Genomic DNA, 22,089 nt, shown 5'->3' with positions numbered 1-22,089 from the left:
GGGCAGGCGGTCTCAGGCTTCAGCCGATGACGCCCATGATGTCGGATTCCTTCATGATCAGGAGATCCTGGCCGTCGATCTTGACCTCGGTGCCGGACCACTTGCCGAACAGCACGCGGTCGCCGGCCTTGACGTCGAGCTTCATCAGCTTGCCGTCTTCGTCGCGATTGCCGGGGCCCACGGACACGACCTCGCCCTCTTGGGGCTTCTCCTTGGCGGTGTCGGGGATGATGATGCCACCCTTGGTCTTCTCTTCGCCATCAAGGCGACGGACCACAACGCGGTCATGCAGCGGACGGAACTTCATGGTTCTGTCTTCCTCTCGGTCATATTCTGGGCGGGGCGCGCGCTGGGCTGGCCCGTGACTGGCGCCTGTTAGCAGTCTCTCAGCGTGAGTGCTAACCGACGCCGCGGAGATAGGCTCGCCCCCGGCATGAGTCAAGGAAGCATCGCCGCGAAAGGTGAACGCGCCCGGCAGGCGTGGAGCCCGCCGCGGCCCCCGGCGGGAACGCGCGGTCATGCCGCATCCGGAAGAAGGCGTCCGGATGCGAAAAACCTGATCGATTCTATAAGTTTATGGCATCTGTGCCGGCGAAAAACCGGTTCCCACTTTCTGGCGCAATGCTCTATCCTGCCGAGATGACGACGCCCACCCTCGACCCGCGCCTCGACGAGATCGCCCGTTCCTGCGTCGTCCTGCATGTCCGCATGACGGCCCGCGCCGTCACCCGCGCCTATGACGAGGCGATGCGGCCGAGCGGGCTCAAGATCACCCAGTTCGTGCTGCTCTCCGCTCTGAGCACCGGCGCCTGGCGCTCGGTGACGGAGCTTGCCGAGCGTTTTGCGCTGGAGCGCACCTCGCTGACCCGCAATCTGCAATTGCTGGCCGCCGAGCAGCTGATCGAGCCGGTCGACTGCAAGGGCCGGGCGCTGGTCTATACCGTGACCGAGAAGGGCCGCGCCGCGATCGAGGCGGCGATCCCCTATTGGCGTGCGGTGCAGGACCGGATCGAAGCCGGGCTCGGCGCCGAGCGCTGGGGCGAGACGCGTGACGGGCTGAAGGCGATCCGGCGCGCCGCCCGGCAGACGACGTAAGCAGCGGAAGCGGGCGGTCCCGCCGGGACAAGCCCGGAGCGGCGCTTGACGGTTTCTCGCTCCGCCTCTTATCGTGTATCTACACGAATTAGCATCGAGGCCCACCATCATGTCCCGCACCATCGGTGTCGTCAGCCGCGATGTCCTGCTCGCGGAGGACGGCGTTTCCTTCCTGCGCGGGTTGATGGAGGGCCGCCATCCCGGCGCGCCCTTCGCCGATGCGATGGACTTCGATCTCGCCGAGGTCGAGGAGGGCAGGGTGGTCTTCGTCGGCAGGCCCTCGCCGCGCTTCTTCAACCCGCTCGGCACCATCCATGGCGGCTGGACCGCGACGATCCTCGATTCCGCCATGGCCTGCGCCGCGCATTCGACGCTGAAGATCGGCGAGGGCTACACGACGCTGGAGATGAAGCTCAACTATGTGCGCCCGGTGATGCCCGGGAACGGCGATGTCCGCTGCGAGGGCAGGCTGATCCATCGCGGCGGTACGATCGCGACCAGCGAGGGGCGCCTGGTTGATGCCAGCGGCCGATTGCTGGCGCATGGCACCGAGACCTGCATGATCTTCTCGGGCAAGGCGGCAGCGGGCCGCTGACCGGCCGCAGAAGAGAGCATCGCCCCGGCCCTGATCTATCCCGGCCGGGCGAGGCCCGGCGGCGAAGCCGGGCGCCCGTTGCCCGAGCGATAGGCCGTCGGGCTTGCCCCCATCACCCGCCTGAAGCGGCGGTTGAAGGTCGAAAGATCGCCGAAGCCGCAATCGAAGGCGATGCCGGCGACCGGCAGGTCGCTGCGGCGCAGCGCGACCGCGGCGCGATGCAGCCGTGTGCGCAGCAGATACTGGTGCGGCGTCGTCCCGATCAGCGCCCGGAAGCTGCGCAGGAAATGATAGGGGCTCATCGCGGCCTCGCGGGCGATGTCCGACAGCATCAGCGGCTCGTCGCAATGCGCCTCGATCCAGCGCAGCGCGGCGCTGATCCGCCTGGCGTCGCGGGCGCTCGGCGTGGTCGCGGCGAGCTTCTTCTCCGCCAGCTGGATGGCCACGGCGCCGGCGAGCCGCGTCGCGATCTCCTCGAGCGCGCCGGCGTCCCCGTCCGCCGCCTCGGCCGCGGCGACGAGCCCGGCGAGTGCCGGCGAGGGCGGCAGATGCGCCTGCGCGAACTCGGTCCGGCGGGCGCCGGGCACACCGGCGACGATGCGTTCCAGATGGCCGGGCTCGAACTGGAAGGAGAGGCAGCGGTCGCCCGTCGCGTGCTCATGGCCGCATTCGAAGCAGGCGCCCTGGTTGCCGAGCAGGATGGCACCGGGCGCCAGCACTGCGCCACCTTGCCGCGAGCGGTACTGGAACGAGCCGCTGCGGACGATCGCGATGCAGCAATGCGCATGCTGCTCCTCATAGGCCGGGTCGGCCGGGCCGGCCGTGCAGGCGATGTCGCGCACATGCCAGCCGGGGCCGGAAGCAAGGAGATGCGAACTCGTGGTCATGCCGGAAGTTTAGCAGTTTTTCCCAAGCGCGGCGCGGGCCGAGCGCCCTAGCTGGCGCCAACTTGCCCCAATGGGAGCCCGATCATGACAGCATCCACAAGCGGCCTCGCCGATGCCCTCCTCGCCAATGGCCCCGACCCTGAACATGCCGACCGCATGGGCCTCTATGGCTGGCTCGTCGGCGACTGGACCATGGACGCCGTGATCCATGCCGACGACGGCACGCGGCACGAGGCGAAGGGGACGATCAGCTTCGGCTGGGTGCTGGGCGGGCGCGCCATCCAGGATGTCTGGATCCTGCCGGGCTTCTTCCACGGCACCACCCTGCGCATCTACGACCCCGGCCTCGATGCCTGGCACATCCTCTGGAGCGACCCGCTCAAGCAGTACTACACGCGTCAGCTCGGCCGGGCCGAGGGCCGAGACATCGTCCAGGACGGCAAGCTCGACGATGGCGCCGCTGTCCGCTGGCGCTTCACCGAGATCGCCGGCGACAGCTTCCGCTGGCTCGGCGAGCATTCGCAGGATGGCGGCGCCAGCTGGCGCCTCCAGGCCGACTTCCGGGCGAAACGCAGCAGGATCTGACCAAGGCACAAAATCCGACCAAGGCAAAAATGGAGAGACCGCATGTTCGACCACATCTCGATCGGCGTCCGCGAGCTCGCACGCTCCCGGCGCTTCTATGACGCGGCGCTGGGTGCGCTCGGACTGAGCTGCCTGAGCAACGACGAAAGCTCGCTCGGCTATGGCAAGGGCGCCGTCGGGCTCTGGATCGGCGTCGCTGCCGCGCCGGTGCCGCCCAACCCCGGCTCCAACCTGCATTTCTGCTTCGCGGCGCCGACACGCGCCAGCGTCGATGCCTTCCATGCGGCGGCGTTGCGCGCAGGCGGCTCGGACAATGGTGCGCCCGGCCTGCGCGAAGACTACGGGTCAAACTACTATGCCGCCTTCGTCGTCGATCCCGACGGCTACCGGCTCGAGGCCTATTGCGGCGCTCCGGCCTAGGCGTGAGCTAGCGCCGGCTGACGGCGAAGGCGCCGGCGACGATCAGCAGGGCTCCGGCATAGGTCGTGAGCAGCGGCGCTTCGGCGAAGACGAACCAGCCGAGCAGGCTCGCCCAGATCAGCGCGGTGTATTCGATCGGCGCCAGGCGCGACGCCGGCGCCCGGGCGAAGGCCGAGGTGATCGCGAGATGGCCGCCGACGCCGAGCATACCGGCGACGAGATAGGCCAGCAGATCCTGGCCGGTCATCGGCACGAAATGGGGCCAGACCGGGATGGCGAGGCAGAGCGCCGGGCCGCCGGTCTGGAACAGCACGATGATCGCGGGGTGTTCCTTCAGCGCGATCTTGCGCAGCAGGATCAGGTTGAAGGCATAGGACACCGCCGAGAACAGGGCGGCCGCGACGCCAAGGCCGGCGCCCGAGACCTCGCCCTGCAGGCGCGGCCAGACCATCACCAGCATGCCGGCGACGCCGAAGCCAAGCGCCTGCAGGATGCGCGAGTCGAGGCGCTCCTTCAGGATCAGCGCGCCGAGCAGCGCGACGAAGACCGGGGCCAGGAAGGACAGGGTCAGGGTTTCCGCCAGCGGCAGCACCGAAAGCGAGTAGAAGAAGCTGCCGGCGGTCAGCACCACCACCGGGATCCGGATCGTGTTGCCGATCAGGCTGGCGCGGCTGGGGAAGGCCGGCCGCGCCAGCGCGAGAACGACGAGCGCGCACAGCCCGCCCATTGCGAAGCGCATGAACAGCGCCACGATGAACGGATGCTGCTGCATCTGCGCCTTCACCACCGCATCCATCAGCGTCAGCAGGGCGATGCCGAGGGCGGCGCGCAGCGCCGTGCCGTAGCTCATGGTTCGGCGTCGGCGAGCGGTTTGCGGAAATGGTATTCCCAGGTGGCCGAGATGTCAGCGAGATAGCGCTCGCCGGGCCAGCGCACGAAGCCGAGCTTCTCGTAGAAGCGGTGGCCGCGGGCAAAGCGGCTGTCCGACCACAGCATCATTTCGCCATAGCCGCCGGCCTGCGCGAAAGCGAGCGTGCGGGAAAACAGCGCCTGCGCCAGCCCGGCGCCGCGAAGGGCCGGGTCGACATAGACCTTGGTCAGTTCGACGGCATCCTGCCCCGGCACCGGCGCGACCCCGATCGAGCCGACGATGCGGCCGCCGTCACCCTCTGCGACCCAGAGCCGGCCGCCCTTGCGGGCGAAATGGCTCGCCGGCTGGCGCAGTTCCGGAAACTCCGACCAGTCGAAGAAGCAGCCGGGATATTCGGCGAAGCTCGCGGCGACGAGCGCGGCGAGCGGTTCCGAATCGGCGTCGATGGCGTCGCGTAGCGGCGGGAGGCTCATATCAGTGCGCTTAAGGTCAATCGTGGCGGCTGCAAAGATGGCGCGCCCGCTCGTCCGCCATGCTCCTATCGCAGCAGCGCCAGCGCCGCGTCGGCGGTCAGCTTCAGCGCCGCGGCCGCGAGCAGCAGGTAGCAGGCGAAGAACAGGCGCTTCTGGTCGAGCCGGTCATGCAGCCAGCGGCCGAGCCAGACGCCGAGCGGTGCCGCCGGAGCGAGGGCGAGCGCGCCCCAGAGAAGCTCCGGCTGCTTCAGCCCGAGCGAGAGATAGGGCGGCAGCTTCAGCAGGTTGCCGAGCATGAAGATCGCGATGGTGGTGCCGACGAAGGCTGTCTTCGAGAGGCCGCGCGCCAGCAGGTACATCGCGATAGGCGGCCCGCCGGCATGGGCGACGAAGGTGGTGAAGCCCGAGGCGGTGCTGGCCAGCAATGCCAGCCCTGGAGAAACCGGCAGCTTCCCGGGCGGCGCCAGCCTGCCGCGCGCGAACCAGTGCGCCGTGAAGGCGAGCGTGGTCAGGCCGATGATCAGCGTGACGATCCGCGCATCGACCATCAGGAAGACAGCGTAGCCGATGCCGATCCCCGCGGCGAGGCCGGGCAGGAGCCAGACGAGGTCCGGCTTCGACCAACTGGCGACGCCGAAGCTGCGGATCGCGAACAAATCCATGGCCGCGACCAGCAGGGCGACGATGATCGCGCCCTGGAGCGGCTCGACGACGAAGGCCAGCAGCGGCACGCCGAGGATGGCGAGGCCGCCGCCGAAGGCACCCTTGCCGATGGCGATGAGCAGCGTCGTCGCCCAGCCGACCAGATAGAACAGCGGATCGGCCGGCATCAGGCTTCGTGGCCCTTCTCGCCATCCGCGAGCCGTTCTCGCGCAGCTTCCGCTTGGAAAGCCGGCGGTTGAAGGCTAGGCGGGGAGGGCGCGTCCATGCGCGCCCGACGCTGAGTCGGTCCAGCCCCTCGCGATGGCGCCATGACCGTCCTTCTGCCCTTCGTGATCAATTCCGGGCTGAACTTCGCTCTCGGCCTGCTCATCGCCTATTTCCTCGGGCCGGCGGAGTTCGGGCGCTATGCCATCGGCGCGGCGGTCATCGTCCTGCTCAACACCGCGCTGCTCGACTGGATCCGTCTTTCGGCCGTCCGCTTCTATTCGCTCAAGACCCGCGAGAGCCAGCCCGAAATCCGCGCCACGCTCGACGTGCTGGCGGCCGGGCTGACGATCGCGCTCGCCGGCCTGCTGGTCGCGGCCTTCGTCGCCGGGATCGACTTCAGGCTGCCGGCGATGCTGGTCGCGGCTTCCGTGATCGGCGGCATCTGCGCCGGCCTGTTCGACTATCACGGCGCCATAGCCCGCGCCCGCTTCCTCGACGCCGCCTATGCGAGGCTGATCATCGTCAAGAACGTGCTGGCGCTGCTGCTCATGGTCGGCGGCGCCTGGTGGATGCGCGATGCGACCGTCGTGATGTTCGGCGGCGTGATCAGCGTCATGGCGGCGCTGCTGACGGTGCGCCGGCAACTGGCGGATGCGCCGTTCTCCTGGTCGGCGGCGCGGCGCGACCTCGCCTGGAGCTTCGTCGTCTATGCGCTGCCGCTGGTCGGCGCGAACGCGATCTATTCGCTGATCCCGCTGCTCAACCGCTCGCTGCTCGCCGACGCCTATGGCTTCGCCGAGGCCGGCTATTTCTCGCTCGCCGCCGATATGGGCCTGCGCCTGTTCGGCACGCTGGGCGCAACGCTCGAGATCGTGCTGCTGCGCGAGATCCTGCGGCTCGACGAGACCAGGGGCCGGCTCGCGGCCCAGAAGCGCATCGCCGGCAATCTGGTCATCGTCCTGATGGCGGCGCTGCCGGTCGCGGTCGGCCTCTTCCTGGTGCTGCCGGCTTTCGAGAAGCTGCTGGTGCCGTCGAATTTCCACGGCCGTTTCTCGGCCTATATGGTCCTGCTGCTGCCGGGCTTCCTGGCGCTGACCGTGTTCATCGCCGGGCTCTACCCGGTCTTCCTGCTCGGCAAGCGCACCGGCATGGCGACGCTCGCCGCCGGCTTCGGCCTCGCCGCCAATCTCGCTCTGGTCTTCGGCGCCGGCGCGCTGCTCGGGCCGGAGCGCTTCGCGCTCGGGCAGGCGGCGGGTTTCGTCGTGGCGCTCGCCATCACTGGCTGGGCCGCGCTGCGGGCGCTGCCGGTCTGGCCTTCCGGCCGCGACATCACGCTGATCCTCGTCGCCGTCGCCGTGATGGCGGTCCTGGTCTGGCCGCTCTCGGGCCGCTTCACGCCCGCCCTCGAGCTGTTCCTGCAGGGGATGCTGGGCGCGCTGGTCTATGGCGGGCTGGTGCTGGCCTTCGACATCGCCCGCTGCCGTACGCTGCTGCGGCTCTGGCTGGCCACGCGTCGCATGCGCGGCACCGCGCCCGCTGCCAAAGCTGGCGAGCAGCCCTGAGCGTATGGAATTCAGGCCTTTGCGATAGGAGCGGCACCGGTCGCCGGAGTTGACGCAACGTCGCTTTTATTGAAGGCTCCGCTTGCGTGGACGGCCGGCTTCACCGGACGGGGCGTGCCGGATTCCCCTCGTTGGTTGGCAAGGGTGTGCGATGGCCAAGCCGAGCTTCGTCAATCTCTGGGCGAACTATCCCGACCACACTGTCCGGCACTGCTCCGACGGCCTGGACAATGAATGCGCGATCCGGATGAGCATCGCGCTCAACCTGGAGAAGACGCTCACGGTGAGCGTCGGCTCCTATACCGAGCCGAAATGCTCGCACGGCCACGCCCGCGGCGCGGAGTCGCTGGCGAACTGGCTGTACCGGAAGATCGGCCGGCCGAAGATCTACGACAAGCCCGCGGAAGCCAAGCGTCTCATCGCGGGAAAGAAGGGCATCATCTTCTTCAAGGACTGCTTCGTGCGTCGTAACCAGACGCGGCGCCTCGGCGACCATATCGACCTCTGGAACGCGGGCCTGGCCATATCCTATGACGACCCTGCCAATGAAGCGTCACAGATCTGGTTCTGGGAGCTTACATGACGCGCTTCCGCTTTCTGTCGGCGGCGCTGGCGCTGGCTGCGGCGCCCGTGGCGAGCGCGACCGAGATCGGCCCCGGCGGCGCAACGATCGCGCCCGATGCCGGGCGCTGCCTGCTGACTTGGGTGGAGGCTGCCGGCCGCCGCGAGGTCGATGTCGGCCTGCCGTCGCCCTGCACCCTTCACAAGGACGCCTCCGGCAAGGTGCGCCTGCACAAACGTGGCCGCGACCTTATCGCGCTGGTCGAGCATTCCGTTCCCGATCCCGCACGAGGGGCGCGTTGCATCACCCAGGTTCGCGGTGTCTTGTTCGAAAAGGGCGCCGCCACGCTCTCTCCCGCCATCTCCCGCGTTGCGGCCTGCCCGCCGTTCCGCTGGGACGAGAAGATGTTCACCGGGCTCTTCTGACGCAGCGTGGCGGTGCAGCGGTGTGGTCCGCCGCAAGGTTTGATTCACCGCGTTCGCTTGCCGGTCGCTAAGGTTAATGCGCGGAATTGGCCGCTTTTACCGGCGTTCCGGCGGCCCAGAGTCAACGATTCACCATTCATTGCAACGCCTCGCCCAGGCTCTCCCTCACCTTGCGTCGAGAGAGTTGCGTCATGCGTGCGATCCGTTTCGTCCCCCTCGCCTTGCTCGGCGGGCTGCTCCATACCGCCGGCCAGGCGACGGCCCAGACCTATTGGCGCCCGGCCGATCCGGCGACTGCGGCATCGGCCGGGCGCGGGCAATATGGCGGCGGCTTCATCGAGCTGATGATGACCGGGCGGGACCCGACCGAACACGGCAGGGGCGGGGTGGTCTACAACCGGCCGGCCCGCGGCGCCTATGGCCAGCAGCCGGCGCGCCGGCTTTCCGACTACGAGCCCCCCGTTCCGATCTATGGCGATCCCATGGAGCCGCGCCACGAGCGCCGCAGCGCCGCGCTCGGCCAGCCCCTGCCGGCCGACCGGCCGATCGAGCGCGTCGTCGATCCGCGCTTCCAGAAGCAGGAGGTCGCCTATGACGGGCCGCACAAGGCCGGCACCATCATCATCGACACGCCGCGCCGCTTCCTGTTCCTGGTCCAGCCCGGTGGGCGGGCCTTGCGCTACGGCATCGGCGTCGGTCGCCCCGGCTTCTCCTGGGCCGGGATGAAGAACGTCAGCCGCAAGGCCGAGTGGCCGAGCTGGACGCCGCCGGCCGAGATGCTCAAGCGCCGTCCCGATCTGCCACGCTTCATGAAGGGCGGGCCGGAAAACCCGATGGGCGCACGCGCCCTCTATCTCGGCTCCTCGCTCTATCGCATCCACGGCACCAACGAGCCGAACACGATCGGCCAGGCGGTCTCTTCCGGCTGCATCCGGATGACCAATGACGACGTGGTCGACCTCTATGAGCGGGTGCGGGTCGGCGCCAAGGTCCTGGTGATCTGACGCCGGCCGCCCGGCCCACCGCGGTAACTCGCCGAAAAAAGGCCCGCCCGTTGCCGGGCGGGCCTCGTCGTTCAACGGGGCGTGACGTGGCCGTTCAGGCCCACTCGTCGTCGCCGAAGCCGCTCGAGCCGTCGTCATAGGACTCGTTGCTCGCGTCCTGGTAGTCGGGCTCGGGCTGCTGGTAGTTGTTCGCCGGGTCCTCATAGGGCTGGTTGGCCGCCGTCTGGGTATTGTCGGCGGCGCTGTCCTTCGGCTCCGTGCTGGCTTCGGCCGGCTTGGCCTCGCCCGTCGCCTTCTCGCTCGCCGTCTTGCCGCCGCCGAAGGCGTTCATCAGCATGTTGCCGGCGACCATGCCGCCGGCAACGCCGGCCGCCGTGGTCAGGGCGTTCGCCATGAAGCCGCCGCCGCGCCCCGGAGGCTGCGCCTGCTGGTTCTGCCACGGACCGGGTGCGGGGGCTGCCGCCATGCCCGGCTGCGGTGCTGCGCCCGGATTGCCGGGCTGGGCTCCCCAGGCCGGCGAGGCCGGCTGAGGCGCGCCGCGCTGCGGGAAGGAAGGCACCGAACCGCTGCGGGCCGGCTGGCTCGCGCCGCCGCCGAAGATCCCGGACAGGAAGCCGCCCGACTGGGCCGGCGCGGCTGGTGTCGCCGGCTGGCTGCGCAGCTGCTCGACCTCGCCCTGAAGCTGCTCGGCCTGGGCCTGCAGATTGGCAAGCGCCTGCTCCTGGACATAGATCGACTGGGCCATCGCGTAGACGGCATAGGGCTGCTCGCGCAGCCGCTCGGCAATGAAAGCTTCAGCCTCGGGGTCGCGGGGCTGATTGGCCGCCTGGCGGAGGCGGTCGAAAATCCCGGCGATCACGTCGCGTTCCTGCGGCGTCATCGTCATCTCCTCTCCTTTGGGCAGGGCGGTCGCCCTGCCAAACGAGAGGTGGTGGAGACCTATGACGTTATCAAGGCGAATATCGGGAAATTTCGGCTCAGGCGTTGCCGATATTGACGTATTCGAAGCCCAGTTCGCGCATCTCGCCGGAACGGTAGACATTGCGCAGGTCGACCACCACAGGCCGCCGCAGCGCCGCCTTGACCCGCCCGAGATCGAGCGCCCGGAAGGCGTCCCATTCGGTAACGATCACCAGCGCGTCGGCGCCCTCCAGGCAGGCATAGGCGTCGGGCGCGTAGGCGATCTCGGGCAGCAGCGCCTTGGCGCTGTCCATGCTCTCGGGATCATAGGCGACGACCTGCGCTCCGGCATCGGTCAGGGCGGTGACGATGGCGAGCGAGGGCGCCTCGCGCATGTCGTCGGTGTTCGGCTTGAAGGCGAGGCCGAGCACCGCGATGCGCTTGCCCCTGACCGAGCCGCCGCAGGCCGCGACCACCTTGCGGGCCATGGCGCGCTTGCGCTGGTCGTTGACGGCGACGACGGTCTCGACGATGCGCAGCGGGCTCGCCATGTCCTGCGCCGTCTTGATCAGCGCCAGCGTGTCCTTGGGGAAGCAGGAGCCGCCATAGCCCGGCCCGGCATGCAGGAACTTGCCGCCGATGCGGTTGTCGAGCCCGATGCCGCGCGCCACCTCCTGGACATTGGCGCCGACATGCTCGCACAGGTCGGCGATCTCGTTGATGAAGGTGATCTTGGTCGCGAGATAGGCGTTGGCGGCGTATTTGATCAGCTCGGAGGTTCGCCTGGCGGTGAACAGGATCGGCGCGGCGTTGAGATAGAGCGGCCGGTAGAGGTCTTCCATCAGCTTGCGGGCGCGCTGGTCCTCGGTGCCGATGACGATCCGGTCCGGGCGCTTGAAATCGCTGATCGCCGCGCCCTCGCGCAGGAATTCCGGATTCGACACCACTGCGAGATCGGCCTCCGGCCGGGCCTCGCGCATGATCCGCTCGACCTCGTCGCCGGTGCCGACCGGCACCGTCGACTTGGTGACGACGACGGTGAAGCCTTCGATCGCGGCGACGACGTCGCGCGCCGCCTGATAGACATAGGACAGGTCGGCATGGCCGTCGCCGCGGCGCGAGGGCGTGCCGACGGCAATGAAGACCGCCTCCGCGCCGCGCACCGAAGCCGGCAGCTCGGTGGTGAAGGAGAGCCGGCCGGCGCGCACATTGCTCGCCACCAGGTCGTCGAGGCCCGGCTCGAAGATCGGGATCTCGCCGCGGTTCAGCGCGGCGATCTTGCCGGCGTCGGTGTCGACGCAGATCACCTCATGGCCGAAATCGGCGAAGCAGGCTCCAGAGACGAGGCCGACATAGCCCGAACCGATCATCGTCACGCGCATGCGGCGCTCTCACCCTCTTGCCTTGCCGGCCTGCCGGCTGGCTCTGGCCCTATAACAAAACCGCGGCGAGGCAAATCGCGAAGCTCGCGACGTTCAGGCCGAAGGGGTTTCTGTGGTGGTCGGGTAGATCGAGGCGATCAACCCGCGCCCGGCTTCGCCACGCAGCTTCAAGGGGCGGGCGGCGTCGATCCGCAATGCCTGGTCGTGCGCCAGCGGGGTGGCGGCGCCGTCGACCTCGAAGGCGATCGGTCCGGCCGCGGCGTAGACGATATGCGTGCCCGGCTGGAGGAAGAGCGCCGAGCCCTCGTGCAGGACGGCGAGCGCGACCCTGGCGAGGTTCCTGTCGGCGATCAGGTTGACGACCTCGACCGGCCCGTCCTCGAGCCGGCTGACGATGCTGAGCCCGCCATCATAGCCGGTCGGCCGGAACGGCTCGCGCAGGTCGATCTCGCCCTCGGGCGTGTCGAGCACCAGGCCGCGGCCGGTGACGACCACCTGCTGGCGATCATGGCCCGACAGGTCGGAGAACGGCGCCGGCGCCACGATCGCCGTGCGCCCGAGTCGCCAGACCAGCCCGTTCCAGGAGCCGGCGACGGCGCCGTCGCGGTAGAGCGCGGCGATGTCGATGGTGACGCCGCCGCCGTTCTTCCACGGCGCGCGTCCGTAATCGGCCGGATCGAGCCGCGTCAGCGCGAGACCGTCTATCGGCGGACGGTCAGATGAAGTCGTCGTCGGGTGCTGGCGCATCCGTCTCCAGGAGCGGTTCGTTCGATGGGTTGCGGTTCAGCACCACCACCGTAGCGCCGGTCGGCACCCGGCTGTGAAGGTCGATGATGTCCTGATTGAACAGGCGGATGCAACCCGAGGAGACGGCCTTGCCGATCGACCAGGGCTCGCTGGTGCCGTGAATGCGATAGAGCGTGTCGCGATTGCCCTGGTAGAGGTAGAGCGCGCGGGCGCCGAGCGGGTTGTCGAGTCCCGCCGGCATGCCGCCCGCCCAGGGCCGGTTCTTCTCGGGGTCGCGGGCGATCATCGACGCGGTCGGCGTCCAGCGCGGCCAGGCCGCCTTGCGCCCGACCGTCGCGCGGCCGCGCCAGGACATGCCCTGCTTGCCGACGCCGATGCCGTAGCGGATCGCCCGGCCGTTCTCGCGCACCAGATAGAGGTAGCGGTTCGAGGTATCGACCACGATCGTGCCGGGCTGCTCATAGGTCCGGTAGGCCACCTCCTGGCGCAGGAAGCGGGAATCGACCTCGGAGATGTCGGTCGCCGGCAGCGGGAACGTCTCTTCCGGATGCTCGTCATACATCGACAGGAAGGCCGCGTTCTGGTGCATCTGCGCCCTGGTCTCGTAGGGCTGCTGCGCGGTGCTGATGCAGCCGGTCAGCGCGACCGGCGCGAAGGCGCTGGCGAGGGTGACGAACCGGCGGCGGGAGATCGAGGCGGAGGCGGCGGGCTGGCGGGGGGGCATGGTCAAGGGCTCGTGAGAAGCTGGCGGTCTGGCGTTGTGAACATCTGAAACTGTCGCGAGTTCCCGACGAATTTCGACGGGCTCGACCGCTCTCGTTTCGCCATGCCGCATGGCGCTCGGGTGAAAACGATGTGGCGAAATCAAGGCGCCTGCAATGCGTGTCTTCACGGCAACAGTGACTCATGCGCCGAGCGCATGACAGGAGATGTCGCTATCCGGATCGATTTGGCGGGTTGTGCGCGTCGAGCGGATCGTATTGCCAGAACAAGAGGTCGATGATTGCCGGATTTCACAAGATACGAGCAAATTTAAGCGACTTTTAAGTGTTCCGTGGAAAGCTTTCTTCAGCCTATGGGCATTCGACGAGCGTCGGCCGTCGAAAAATGCAGTTGACCCGAGGGCAAGCGGGTCCGGGCTGGGGACGCAAGAAGCATGAAATCGATTCGGTTCAAGATTTTGGCTATGCTGGGCATTATCGCGGTCGGCGCGATGTTGTCGGCCGGTCTCAGCCTTTTTGCGCTGTCGCGCGCCCAGGATCTCAATCTGCGCTCCGATGTGCAGGGCGAGATCACCTTGCTCACCGAACGAATCAATACGCAGGTCTTCGCGGTGGTGATGGATTCGCGCGGCATCTACATGTCGAAGACTACCAAGGAGGCCGAAGCCTTCGCCAAGCCGAAGGAGGCGCGCTTCCCGGTGATGCGCAAGCTCGCGGCCGATCTCGTCGCCCTGGTGCCGGTGGCCGAGCGCGAGGGGGCGCTGCGGGTGCAGAAATCGGTCGACGAGTTCATCGCCTTCCGCTCCGAGACGATCCGGCTCGGACGCGAGGTTTCGACTGCCGCCGCCAACGAGCAGGGCAACAACGAGCTCAACCGCGCCAACCGCAAGGGCCTGAACGCCAATCTCGTCGCCTTCGCCAAGCGCAACGAGGCGGTGGGCGAGGCGCTGGCTGCGGAGGCCGCGCGCTTTACCCATCAGATTCAGTGGATCTTGCCGGTCGTGCTGCTCTCGGCGCTGCTCGCCTCGCTCGCTGCCGCCATGTTCTTCGCCCAGCGCTCGATCACCCGGCCGCTGCTCGATCTCGGCGCGGCCATGGACCGCGTCACCGCCGGCGACACGCAGATCGCGGTGCCGCACACCAAGCGGGCCGACGAGATCGGCGCCATGGCCCGCGCGCTGGCGGTGTTGCGCCAGAGCACCGAGCAGGTCGCGCTGCTGCAGGCCCAGGAGAGGGCGGCTGCGGAAGAGCGTCTCGCCCGGGCCGAATCGATGGCGCTGGTGGTTTCGGATGTTGGCGCGGTGGTTGCCGCCGCGGCGGCCGGGGACTTCTCGGCGCGTCTTGCGCTGGACGGCGCCGATGCGGAGATGGCCAAGCTGGTCTCGGGCATCAACGAGATCAACCGGGTGGTGGATGCGGCGACGACGGAGTTCGCCCAGGCCCTGCAGGCGATCGCCTCGGGCGACCTGACGCACCGGGTCGATAGCGCCTATCGCGGCCGCTTCTCCGATCTGAAGGAGGCGATCAACGAGACGGCCGACAAGCTCTCGCTGACGCTTCGGACGATCCAGGCGACGGCGGGCGATGTCGGGCTGTCGGCGCGCGAGATCGCGACGGGGGCGGACGATCTCTCGAAGCGGACGGAGGAACAGGCCTCGTCGCTGGAGGAGAGCGCTGCGACGACGGAAGAGCTGGCGGCCTCGGTGAAGGCTTCGGCCCAGGCCTCGCAGCAGGGCGTGGTGCTGGCCGGCGAGGCGATGGCGGTGGCCCAGGCCGGCGGCGGCATCGTCACCGAGGCGGTCTCGGCGATGGCGCGCATCGAGGAGGCCTCGAAGAAGATATCCGACATCATCCGGGTGATCGACGACATCGCCTTCCAGACCAATCTGCTGGCGCTGAACGCGGCGGTCGAGGCGGCCCGCGCCGGCGATGCCGGCAAGGGCTTCGCGGTGGTGGCGAGCGAGGTGCGGACCCTGGCGCAGCGTTCGGGCGAGGCGGCCAAGGATATTTCCGGGCTGATCTCGTCGTCCAATAACGAGGTCGGCGAGGGCGTGCGCCTGGTGCGTCAGGCCGGCGACGCGCTGACGCGCATCGTCGAGGCCTCGCGCAAGGTCCAGACCACGGTCTCGGAGGTGGCGGCGGCTTCGGCCGAGCAGGCCAATGGCATCGAGGAGATGAGCCAGACCGTGGCGCATATGGACGAGATGACCCAGCAGAACGCGGCGCTGGCCGAGCAGAGCGCTGCCTCGGCGGGCTCGCTCTCGGGCAAGATCGGCGAGCTCAACACCCTGGTGGCGAGCTTCCGCACCGGCGGGCCGGGGCAGGTCGTGGCGCTGGCGCCTGCCGCGCCGCGCCCGCGCGCCGCAGCGCCTGTCGCGGTCGAAGCCGGCAGCGAGCCGCAGCGCCTGCGCCAGCTCGCCGAGGCCGCCTTCGCCCAGCAGCAGGCCGCTCCGCGCCGCGAGCCCCGCCCAGCCGCACCGGTCAGGAAGGCTGCCAATTCCCGCCAGGGCGATGCCGGCTGGGAGGAGTTCTGAAACCGGGAGTTCTGAAACCTGAAGGCCCGAAACCGGGCCTTCAGCCGGTCGGGCGTAATGCCGGATGGGATGAGGGGGCCGCTTCCAGCGAAGCGGCCCCTTTTCCGTCGGCATTGGCCGCGGCGCGCAGCATGACCGCCGACATACGGTCGTAGAGCGCCGTCCAGGCGGTCCGCATGTCGGTAGAGAACGCCGGGCCGAGTGTCTGCTCAACCGTCCAGAGCAGGGCGGCGCGCACGGCTTCGTAGTGCTCGGGCCGCACGCCATAGCCGCGATGCCGGGCGCCGAGGCGTTCGGGCAGGATCGCCAGTCCGGCGGGATCGTTGAGGGTCGCGAGCGCGACCATCAGCGACTCCATCAGCTTGTCGCCTTGGGACTTGAGGTCGTCCTTGAACAATTGCCGCGTGTCAGGAGCGGTCGCGAAGAGTCGCTCGTAGAACAGATGGGCGGTTTCGGTCTTGCGGCGGTTGAGCTGCGCGAAGCTGGAACGGATCAGTTCGACATCGTGCGGCGTCACGGCGACCTCCCGGGAGCAAGCCTTTCCGGGATCGTCCGCCCACGGCCGCTAACGAGGGCCTAATGGGCGCGGGACGCTTGGGGTGCGCGATTCTAGCGCATGTTACTTTTCTCGGAACCAGCGCCGTCATCCTGGACAAGCCGCGAAGCGGCGTAGATCCGGGATCCATCGTAGGGCGCCGGAGCCTTATGATGGATCCCGGGCCGAGCTTCGCTCGCCCAGGATGACGGCAGTATTTCCGCGCAAAAAAAACAGAATCTAGGTCCGGGCCGGCGACGATATCGCGGATGCCTGAGCCGGCACGAGGCCGAGCCGCTCGCGCGCTCGCCAGCGGCCGAGCATTAGCACGGCGACCACGCCGAGGCCGACCGCGAGGCCAATCCAGATGCCGGTGCCGGCGAGCGGCGTCAGGAAGCCGAGTGCGGCCGAGAGCGGCAGGCCGATGCCCCAATAGCCGAGGCCGGCGAACAGCATCGGCACGCGCGTGTCGCGCAGGCCGCGCAGGATCGAGACGCCGACCACCTGCACGCCGTCGACGATCTGAAAGATCGCCGCATAGAACAGGAACAGCATGGCGGTCTGCGCCACCTCGGCGGCGCGCGGCTTGCTGGCGTCGAGGAACGGCAGAACCAGCCAATGCGGGATCAGAAGCATCAATAGGGCGGTGAAGCACATGAAGGCGGTGGCGAGCACGAGCGCCGTGGCGCCGGCCCGGGCAATGCCCTCGCTGTCGCCGGCGCCGAAGGCGCGCCCGACCCTGACGGTTCCGGCCTGGCCGATGCCCATCGGCACCATGAAGCACAGCGAGGCGATCTGGATCGCGATCGCATGGGCGGCGAGCGAGGTCGGGCCGATCAGTCCCATCAGGAAGGCGGCGCCGTTGAAGATCCAAACCTCGAAGCCGACCGTCGTGCCGATCGGCAGGCCCATTCGCCAGAAGGCGCGGTAGCGGCTCCAGTCGGGCCGCCAGAAGCGGCCGAACAGGTGATAGCGCCGGAAGCGCCGGTCGAGCGAGACCACCACGACGAGGCCGGCGAACATCAGGGTCGACGCCAGCGCCGTCGCTAGCCCCGAGCCAGGCAGGCCGAGCGCCGGGAAGCCGAGCCGTCCAAACATCAGCACCCAGTTGGCGAAGACATTGAAGGCGACCGCGAAGAGCACGGTCACGAAGACCCAGAACGGCCGCTGCAGCGCTGCCAGGAATCCGCGCAGGACAAGGTAGAGATAAAAGGGCAGCAAGCCCCATTGCAGCGTGTGCAGATAGGAGGCGGCGGCTTCCGCCAGCGCCGGATTCTGGCCCATTGCCTTGAGGATCGTCTCGGCCTGCCAGAGGAAGAGCCACATCGGCCCCGCCAGGGTCGTCGCCACCCAGAATCCCTGGCGCACGGTGCGGCGCACGTCGCGAACCGAATGCCGGTTCCGCCCGAGCTCGATCGAGACCATCGGCGCGACGGCCGCCATCACGCCGATGCCGAAGATCAGCACGGCCATGTAGAGGTTGGAGGCGAGCGCGCCCGCCGCCAGCGCATCGGGGCCGAGATGGCCCATCATCAAGACATCGGTCGCCGTCATCGCCGTCTGCGCGACATTGGTCAGGACCATCGGCCAGCTCAGCGCCAGCATGGCCTTGACCTCGGCGAGCCAGGGGCTCGCCTGCCGGTAGGGGAGGACGATCTGCGACATCGCTGCCTTTTATCTAGGCAAACCGCCGCTTCACAGTCCCCACGACGCCGGGGCGGGCCGCGCCTTGCGCGTGGCGCGCTGCCGTTCCGCGCCGCCTCGCTGATTCTGCCTCTTGCGCGCGCGGCCCGGTTCCTGCCTGCTGCGTACAAAGACCGATCCCATGCCTGCCACGGAGCGCCGACGAGATGAGCACCAACCTGCGGATCGATGGGGGCCGGCTGGTATCGCGACTGGCGGAACTCTCGCGGATCGGCGCGACCCCGGAGGGCGGCTGCCGCCGCCTCGCCTTGAGCGATGAGGACAGGCAGGGGCGCGACTGGCTGGTCGGCCAGATGCAGGCGCTCGGGCTTTCGGTGAAGGTCGACGCCATCGGCAACATCGTCGGCATCCTGAAGGGGCAGGAGGACGGGCCGGCCGTCGTGCTGGGCTCGCATATCGACACCGTCGGCACCGGCGGGCGCTTCGACGGCGCGCTCGGCGTGATCGCCGGCGTCGAGGTCCTGGCGGCGCTGCGCGACGCGGGCCTGCAGCCGAAGCGCGACATGGCGGTGATCGCCTTCACCAATGAGGAGGGCGCGCGCTTCCATCCCGACATGCTCGGCTCCTATGTCTGGGCCGGCGGCATGAGCGTCGCGGCCGCCCATGCCGAGAAGGACGCGGAAGGGGCGGTGCTCGGCGCCGAGCTGGTGCGCATCGGCTATCATGGCGAGGAGCAGCCGGGCTTCCTCGAAGCCCATTGCTATCTCGAGCTGCATATCGAGCAGGGGCCGGTGCTGGAGAGCGAGGGCGGAGGGCTGGGCGCGGTCACCGGCATCCAGGCGATCACCTGGCTCGAGCTGACCCTGACCGGCCGGCCGAGCCATGCCGGCACCACGCCGATGCGCTATCGCAAGGATCCCGGCCTCGCCGCCGCGCGGATCAACATCTTCGCCAACGAGCTGACCAGGACGATCCCCGGCCAGCTCGCCAATTCCGGTGTGATCCGCGTCCAGCCGGGCAACGTCAACGTCGTGCCGGAGACGGTGGTGATGACGCTCGACCTGCGCAATCCGCTGGACGCGCCATTGGCGGAGGCGGAGGCTGCGATCCGCAAGTTCTGCGCCGAGCTTTCCGAGCGCGACGATATCAAGATCGGCTTCCGCGATCTTGCCCGCTTCCCGGCGACACCTTTCGCGGAGGAGCTGATCGCCGGCGTCGAGGCGAGCGCGGCCGAGTTCGGCCTCCCCATCCGGCGGATGATCTCCGGGGCCGGGCACGATGCGCAGATGATGTCGCGGCTGTGCCCGACGGCGATGGTCTTCATCCCCTCGATCGGCGGGCTCTCGCATAATCCGGCCGAGCTCAGCACCGACGAGGACATGGTCGCCGGCGCCAATGTCCTGCTCAGCGCCGCCTGGCGCGCGGCGAATGCCTGACCGTATGAGGTTTCCTCTTCAGCCTCTCCGTCATCCCGGACAAGCGGCGAAGCCGCGCTGCTCCGGGATCCATCGTGGAGCGCGACGCCCTTCGATGGATCCCGGCGCTACGCTGCGCTCCGGCCGGGATGACGGAGCGGTTCCTGCTCTCTTCAGCTAATGGGCAATCCATGACCGCGATCTCTGCGCTTTCCGCCGCCGAACTCGGCCCGCTCTACGCCGCCCGCGAGCTCTCGCCCGTCGAGGTCGCCAGGGACGCGCTCGCCCGCATCGAGCGCTTCGAGCCGCAGGTCAACGCCTTCGTCGTCCGCGACGACGAGGTGCCGCTCGCCATGGCCGAGGCCGCGCAGGCGCGCTGGCTCAAGGGCGAGGCGCTCGGGCCGCTGGACGGCGTGCCGGTGACGATCAAGGACAATCTCGGCGTCGCGGGCTGGCCGATGCGGCGCGGCTCGGCGGTGGCCTCGGACGCGCCCTTCGCCGCCGACTCGCCGGCGGTGGCGCGGCTGCGCGAGGCGGGCTGCGTCTTCCTCGGCAAGACCAGCATGCCCGAATATGGCTGGAAGGGCGTCGGCGATTCGCCGCTCTCGGGCATCACCCGCAACCCCTGGGACATCGCCACCGGCCCCGGCGGTTCCTCGGCGGGCGCGGCGGTGGCCGCGGCGCTCAATCTCGGCTGCATCCATCTCGGTACCGACGGCGCCGGCTCGGTGCGCATCCCCGCCGCCTTCACCGGCGTCTTCGGGCTGAAGCCGAGCTATGGCCGCGTGCCGGCCTGGCCGATCTCGACCATGGGCTTCCTCGCCCATCTCGGCCCGCTGACGCGCAGCGTGCGCGACGCGGCACTGGCGATGAACGCGATCGCCCGGCCGGACGAGCGCGACATGACCGCCTTCAAGGATGCGCCGCCCGATTTCACCGCCGGCCTCGACGACGGCGTCAGGGGCCTGCGCATCGCCTGGTCGCCGAAGCTCGGCGGCGACGTGCCGGTCGATCCCGAGATCGCGGCGCTCACCCACAGCGCGGCCCTGGCCTTCCGCGAGCTCGGCGCCAGCGTCGAGGAGGTCGATCCCGGCTTTTCCGATCCGCTCGACACGCTGATGACGCTCTGGTCGGCCGGCGCCGCCCTGGCGCTGCGCAGCGCGGGGCCGCAGGCGCGGGCGCAGATGGACCCCGGACTCGTCGCCGTCGCCGAAGCCGGCGAACGCATCGACGGGGCGACCTATGTCGACGTGCTGCTGAACCGGCGCAACGCGCTCGCGCTGCACATGGCGCAGTTCCATGCGCGTTTCGACCTGCTGCTGACCCCGGCCTTGCCGCTGCCGGCCTTCGCCGTCGGCCGCAACACGCCGGCCCATGGCGCCTATGGCGAGGATTGGACGCGCTGGACCCCCTTCACCTATCCCTTCAACATCACCCAGGCGCCCGCCGCGTCGGTGCCTTGCGGCCTGACGGCGGCCGGATTGCCCGCCGGCCTGCAGATCGTCGGCGCTTTCGGGCAGGATGCGCTGGTGCTGCGCGCGGCCGCCGCCTTCGAGGCGCTTCGGCCCTTCGCCCGGGTCGATGCCCCGATTGAAACGATTTAGGTGCGATCGCGCAATTTTATGCGGCTGACCCCTGGCCTGGCGCATCAATTCCTTGTGCTGCGCGTGTCGGCGGCAAATCGGTTCCGTTTGGCACGAACCCTGCAAGCTCGATCTTCGTCTGACACGGCCGGTCAAGTGTGTTGTCAGGGCGGATTTTTCTGCCCACACTCCAGGCAAGGTTGCCCGTTCAGAGGTCGCCGCATCAGGGGAGAGCAAGGATGGACCGCAGAAGTTTTCTGAAGTCGGCCGCGGGCACCGGGGTGCTCGCAGCTTCCGGTGGGCTTGCGATGCCGGCGCTGTCGCAGGGCGCTGCCGCCAAGACCCTGCGTTTCGTGCCGCAGGCCAACCTCGCCAATTTCGATCCGATCTGGGGCACGCAATATGTCGTGCGCAACGCTGCGGCGCTGGTCTGGGACACGCTCTACGGCATCGATTCGAAGTTCCAGCCGCAGCGCCAGATGGTCGAGGGCGAGGAGGTTTCCGACGACGGCCTGACCTGGATCTTCAAGCTCCGCTCCGGCCTGAAATTCCATGACGGCACGCCGGTCCTGGCCAAGGACGTGGTGCAGAGCTTGAAGCGCTGGCAGGCCCGCGACCCGATGGGCCTGATGATCCGGGCCATCGAGAACGAGCTCAGCGCCGTCGACGACCGCAGCTGGAAATGGGTGTTGAAGCAGCCCTTCCCGAAGATGCTTCTGGCGCTCGCCAAGAACAACGCGCCCTGCTCCTTCATCATGCCGGAGCGCATCGCCAAGACCGACCCGTTCTCGCAGATCACCGAATATGTCGGCTCCGGCCCGATGAAGTTCGTTCGCGACGAATGGGTACCCGGCGCCAAGTCGGTGTTCGAGAAATTCGCCGACTACGCGCCGCGCTCGGAACCTGCCGACTGGCTCGCCGGCGGCAAGAAGATGCTGGTCGACCGCATCGAATGGATGATCATGCCCGATCCGGCGACGGCCGCGGCGGCGCTGCAGAACGGCGAGGTCGACTGGTGGGAGACGCCGCTCTCCGACCTGGTGCCGGTGCTGAAGGCCAACAACAACATCAATGTCGATATCGGCGATCCGCTCGGCAATATCGGCGCCTTCCGCATGAACCACCTGCACCCGCCCTTCAACAATCTGAAGGTGCGCCAGGCGGTGCTGACGGCGATGAACCAGGAAGACTACATGCGCTCGATCGTCGGCGACGACGACAAGCTCTGGAAGCCGCTGCCCGGCTTCTTCACCCCCGGCACGCCGCTCTACACCGAAG

At 68.7% G+C, this 22,089-nt stretch carries 23 protein-coding genes; 12 read left to right on the top strand and 11 right to left on the bottom strand.

The window, feature by feature from the left end; translation table 11 throughout:
- Positions 1-19: 19 nt before the first annotated feature.
- The gene (gene groES, locus V6M56_RS02725) at positions 20-307 is read right to left on the bottom strand and encodes a co-chaperone GroES (protein ID WP_332681042.1); all 288 of its coding nucleotides are present in this window, start codon (positions 305-307) and stop codon (positions 20-22) included.
- Between the two features lie 332 nt (positions 308-639).
- Here groES and V6M56_RS02720 point away from each other — a divergent pair, with 332 nt between their 5' ends.
- Entirely contained in the window at positions 640-1,095 is a 456-nt protein-coding gene (locus V6M56_RS02720) for a MarR family winged helix-turn-helix transcriptional regulator (RefSeq protein ID WP_332681041.1), read from the top strand.
- A 109-nt stretch (positions 1,096-1,204) separates the two neighbouring features.
- Positions 1,205-1,690 carry a PaaI family thioesterase gene (locus V6M56_RS02715; RefSeq protein ID WP_332681040.1) on the top strand — a complete coding sequence of 162 codons (486 nt, stop codon included), beginning with the start codon at positions 1,205-1,207 and terminating at the stop codon, positions 1,688-1,690.
- Between the two features lie 35 nt (positions 1,691-1,725).
- Here the strand turns inward: V6M56_RS02715 and V6M56_RS02710 are convergent, their stop codons facing one another.
- Positions 1,726-2,577: an AraC family transcriptional regulator gene (locus tag V6M56_RS02710; RefSeq protein WP_332681039.1), complete on the bottom strand. Its 852-nt coding sequence runs from the start codon at positions 2,575-2,577 to the stop codon at positions 1,726-1,728.
- An 84-nt stretch (positions 2,578-2,661) separates the two neighbouring features.
- Here V6M56_RS02710 and V6M56_RS02705 point away from each other — a divergent pair, with 84 nt between their 5' ends.
- Positions 2,662-3,162 (top strand): hypothetical protein, encoded by a 501-nt coding sequence (locus V6M56_RS02705; protein WP_332681038.1) that lies wholly within the window; start codon positions 2,662-2,664, stop codon positions 3,160-3,162.
- A gap of 42 nt (positions 3,163-3,204) precedes the next feature.
- Entirely contained in the window at positions 3,205-3,582 is a 378-nt protein-coding gene (locus V6M56_RS02700; protein WP_332681037.1) for a VOC family protein, read from the top strand.
- A gap of 7 nt (positions 3,583-3,589) precedes the next feature.
- Here V6M56_RS02700 and V6M56_RS02695 read toward each other — a convergent pair whose 3' ends face one another.
- The 3 genes from V6M56_RS02695 to V6M56_RS02685 form a co-directional block, all read right to left on the bottom strand.
- Positions 3,590-4,432, bottom strand: coding sequence for a DMT family transporter (locus V6M56_RS02695; protein WP_332681036.1), 843 nt, complete (start codon positions 4,430-4,432; stop codon positions 3,590-3,592).
- Entirely contained in the window at positions 4,429-4,926 is a 498-nt protein-coding gene (locus V6M56_RS02690) for a GNAT family N-acetyltransferase (RefSeq protein WP_332681035.1), read from the bottom strand. Before V6M56_RS02690 ends, V6M56_RS02695 begins: the two co-directional genes overlap by 4 nt.
- Positions 4,927-4,991: 65 nt before the next feature.
- Entirely contained in the window at positions 4,992-5,756 is a 765-nt protein-coding gene (locus V6M56_RS02685; protein WP_332681034.1) for a sulfite exporter TauE/SafE family protein, read from the bottom strand.
- 141 nt (positions 5,757-5,897) lie between these two features.
- On the opposite strand from V6M56_RS02685, the gene V6M56_RS02680 reads away from it, so the two are divergent.
- The 4 genes from V6M56_RS02680 to V6M56_RS02665 all read left to right on the top strand — a co-directional run bounded on the left by V6M56_RS02680 (position 5,898) and on the right by V6M56_RS02665 (position 9,349).
- Positions 5,898-7,358 carry a lipopolysaccharide biosynthesis protein gene (locus V6M56_RS02680; protein WP_332681033.1) on the top strand — a complete coding sequence of 487 codons (1,461 nt, stop codon included), beginning with the start codon at positions 5,898-5,900 and terminating at the stop codon, positions 7,356-7,358.
- Between the two features lie 151 nt (positions 7,359-7,509).
- Positions 7,510-7,941, top strand: a complete 432-nt coding sequence (locus V6M56_RS02675) for a type VI secretion system amidase effector protein Tae4 (protein ID WP_332681032.1) — start codon at positions 7,510-7,512, stop codon at positions 7,939-7,941.
- Positions 7,938-8,345 carry a hypothetical protein gene (locus V6M56_RS02670; RefSeq protein ID WP_332681031.1) on the top strand — a complete coding sequence of 136 codons (408 nt, stop codon included), beginning with the start codon at positions 7,938-7,940 and terminating at the stop codon, positions 8,343-8,345. Before V6M56_RS02675 ends, V6M56_RS02670 begins: the two co-directional genes overlap by 4 nt.
- A 191-nt stretch (positions 8,346-8,536) precedes the next feature.
- A complete protein-coding gene (locus tag V6M56_RS02665; RefSeq protein WP_332681030.1) occupies positions 8,537-9,349 on the top strand; it encodes a L,D-transpeptidase in 813 nt (270 codons plus the stop codon).
- Positions 9,350-9,443: 94 nt separating this feature from the next.
- On the opposite strand, the gene V6M56_RS02660 is transcribed toward V6M56_RS02665, so the two are convergent.
- The 4 genes from V6M56_RS02660 to V6M56_RS02645 form a co-directional block, all read right to left on the bottom strand.
- Positions 9,444-10,235: a DUF2076 domain-containing protein gene (locus V6M56_RS02660; RefSeq protein WP_332681029.1), complete on the bottom strand. Its 792-nt coding sequence runs from the start codon at positions 10,233-10,235 to the stop codon at positions 9,444-9,446.
- 91 nt (positions 10,236-10,326) lie between these two features.
- Complete coding sequence (locus tag V6M56_RS02655; RefSeq protein ID WP_332681028.1) at positions 10,327-11,631, bottom strand: UDP-glucose dehydrogenase family protein; 1,305 nt, start codon at positions 11,629-11,631, stop codon at positions 10,327-10,329.
- A 93-nt stretch (positions 11,632-11,724) separates the two neighbouring features.
- A complete protein-coding gene (locus tag V6M56_RS02650) occupies positions 11,725-12,378 on the bottom strand; it encodes a HutD/Ves family protein (RefSeq protein WP_332681027.1) in 654 nt (217 codons plus the stop codon).
- Positions 12,347-13,102, bottom strand: coding sequence for a L,D-transpeptidase (locus tag V6M56_RS02645; RefSeq protein ID WP_332681026.1), 756 nt, complete (start codon positions 13,100-13,102; stop codon positions 12,347-12,349). The genes V6M56_RS02650 and V6M56_RS02645 overlap by 32 nt, the downstream gene beginning before the upstream one ends.
- Positions 13,103-13,564: 462 nt before the next feature.
- Here V6M56_RS02645 and V6M56_RS02640 point away from each other — a divergent pair, with 462 nt between their 5' ends.
- The gene (locus tag V6M56_RS02640) at positions 13,565-15,634 is read left to right on the top strand and encodes a methyl-accepting chemotaxis protein (RefSeq protein WP_332681025.1); all 2,070 of its coding nucleotides are present in this window, start codon (positions 13,565-13,567) and stop codon (positions 15,632-15,634) included.
- Between the two features lie 40 nt (positions 15,635-15,674).
- Here the strand turns inward: V6M56_RS02640 and V6M56_RS02635 are convergent, their stop codons facing one another.
- The gene (locus V6M56_RS02635; protein ID WP_332681024.1) at positions 15,675-16,151 is read right to left on the bottom strand and encodes a globin domain-containing protein; all 477 of its coding nucleotides are present in this window, start codon (positions 16,149-16,151) and stop codon (positions 15,675-15,677) included.
- Between the two features lie 258 nt (positions 16,152-16,409).
- Positions 16,410-17,834: an MATE family efflux transporter gene (locus V6M56_RS02630; protein ID WP_332681023.1), complete on the bottom strand. Its 1,425-nt coding sequence runs from the start codon at positions 17,832-17,834 to the stop codon at positions 16,410-16,412.
- Positions 17,835-18,019: 185 nt separating this feature from the next.
- Between V6M56_RS02630 and V6M56_RS02625 the strand changes: the two genes are divergently transcribed.
- From V6M56_RS02625 to V6M56_RS02615, 3 genes are all read left to right on the top strand, one after another.
- A complete protein-coding gene (locus V6M56_RS02625) occupies positions 18,020-19,249 on the top strand; it encodes a M20 family metallo-hydrolase (protein ID WP_332681022.1) in 1,230 nt (409 codons plus the stop codon).
- A gap of 170 nt (positions 19,250-19,419) precedes the next feature.
- Entirely contained in the window at positions 19,420-20,832 is a 1,413-nt protein-coding gene (locus tag V6M56_RS02620) for an amidase (protein ID WP_332681021.1), read from the top strand.
- Between the two features lie 218 nt (positions 20,833-21,050).
- A partial coding sequence (locus tag V6M56_RS02615) for an ABC transporter substrate-binding protein (protein ID WP_332681020.1) occupies positions 21,051-22,089 on the top strand: 1,039 nt, incomplete at its 3' end.

Source organism: Allobosea sp. (assembly GCF_036675845.1).
Taxonomy (GTDB): Bacteria; Pseudomonadota; Alphaproteobacteria; order Rhizobiales; family Beijerinckiaceae; genus Allobosea.
This window is presented reverse-complemented; position numbering and strand designations above follow the sequence as displayed.

Coding starts and splice junctions, on each gene's coding strand:
- V6M56_RS02645 (WP_332681026.1), bottom strand. CDS start 13,102: ATGCCCCCCCGCCAGCCCGCCGCCTCCGCCTCGATCTCCCGCCGCCGG.
- V6M56_RS02690 (WP_332681035.1), bottom strand. CDS start 4,926: ATGAGCCTCCCGCCGCTACGCGACGCCATCGACGCCGATTCGGAACCG.
- V6M56_RS02680 (WP_332681033.1), top strand. CDS start 5,898: ATGACCGTCCTTCTGCCCTTCGTGATCAATTCCGGGCTGAACTTCGCT.
- V6M56_RS02720 (WP_332681041.1), top strand. CDS start 640: ATGACGACGCCCACCCTCGACCCGCGCCTCGACGAGATCGCCCGTTCC.
- V6M56_RS02650 (WP_332681027.1), bottom strand. CDS start 12,378: ATGCGCCAGCACCCGACGACGACTTCATCTGACCGTCCGCCGATAGAC.
- V6M56_RS02705 (WP_332681038.1), top strand. CDS start 2,662: ATGACAGCATCCACAAGCGGCCTCGCCGATGCCCTCCTCGCCAATGGC.
- V6M56_RS02715 (WP_332681040.1), top strand. CDS start 1,205: ATGTCCCGCACCATCGGTGTCGTCAGCCGCGATGTCCTGCTCGCGGAG.
- V6M56_RS02660 (WP_332681029.1), bottom strand. CDS start 10,235: ATGACGATGACGCCGCAGGAACGCGACGTGATCGCCGGGATTTTCGAC.
- V6M56_RS02700 (WP_332681037.1), top strand. CDS start 3,205: ATGTTCGACCACATCTCGATCGGCGTCCGCGAGCTCGCACGCTCCCGG.
- V6M56_RS02675 (WP_332681032.1), top strand. CDS start 7,510: ATGGCCAAGCCGAGCTTCGTCAATCTCTGGGCGAACTATCCCGACCAC.
- groES (WP_332681042.1), bottom strand. CDS start 307: ATGAAGTTCCGTCCGCTGCATGACCGCGTTGTGGTCCGTCGCCTTGAT.
- V6M56_RS02670 (WP_332681031.1), top strand. CDS start 7,938: ATGACGCGCTTCCGCTTTCTGTCGGCGGCGCTGGCGCTGGCTGCGGCG.
- V6M56_RS02695 (WP_332681036.1), bottom strand. CDS start 4,432: ATGAGCTACGGCACGGCGCTGCGCGCCGCCCTCGGCATCGCCCTGCTG.
- V6M56_RS02665 (WP_332681030.1), top strand. CDS start 8,537: ATGCGTGCGATCCGTTTCGTCCCCCTCGCCTTGCTCGGCGGGCTGCTC.
- V6M56_RS02620 (WP_332681021.1), top strand. CDS start 19,420: ATGACCGCGATCTCTGCGCTTTCCGCCGCCGAACTCGGCCCGCTCTAC.
- V6M56_RS02655 (WP_332681028.1), bottom strand. CDS start 11,631: ATGCGCGTGACGATGATCGGTTCGGGCTATGTCGGCCTCGTCTCTGGA.
- V6M56_RS02625 (WP_332681022.1), top strand. CDS start 18,020: ATGAGCACCAACCTGCGGATCGATGGGGGCCGGCTGGTATCGCGACTG.
- V6M56_RS02630 (WP_332681023.1), bottom strand. CDS start 17,834: ATGTCGCAGATCGTCCTCCCCTACCGGCAGGCGAGCCCCTGGCTCGCC.
- V6M56_RS02710 (WP_332681039.1), bottom strand. CDS start 2,577: ATGACCACGAGTTCGCATCTCCTTGCTTCCGGCCCCGGCTGGCATGTG.
- V6M56_RS02640 (WP_332681025.1), top strand. CDS start 13,565: ATGCTGGGCATTATCGCGGTCGGCGCGATGTTGTCGGCCGGTCTCAGC.
- V6M56_RS02685 (WP_332681034.1), bottom strand. CDS start 5,756: ATGCCGGCCGATCCGCTGTTCTATCTGGTCGGCTGGGCGACGACGCTG.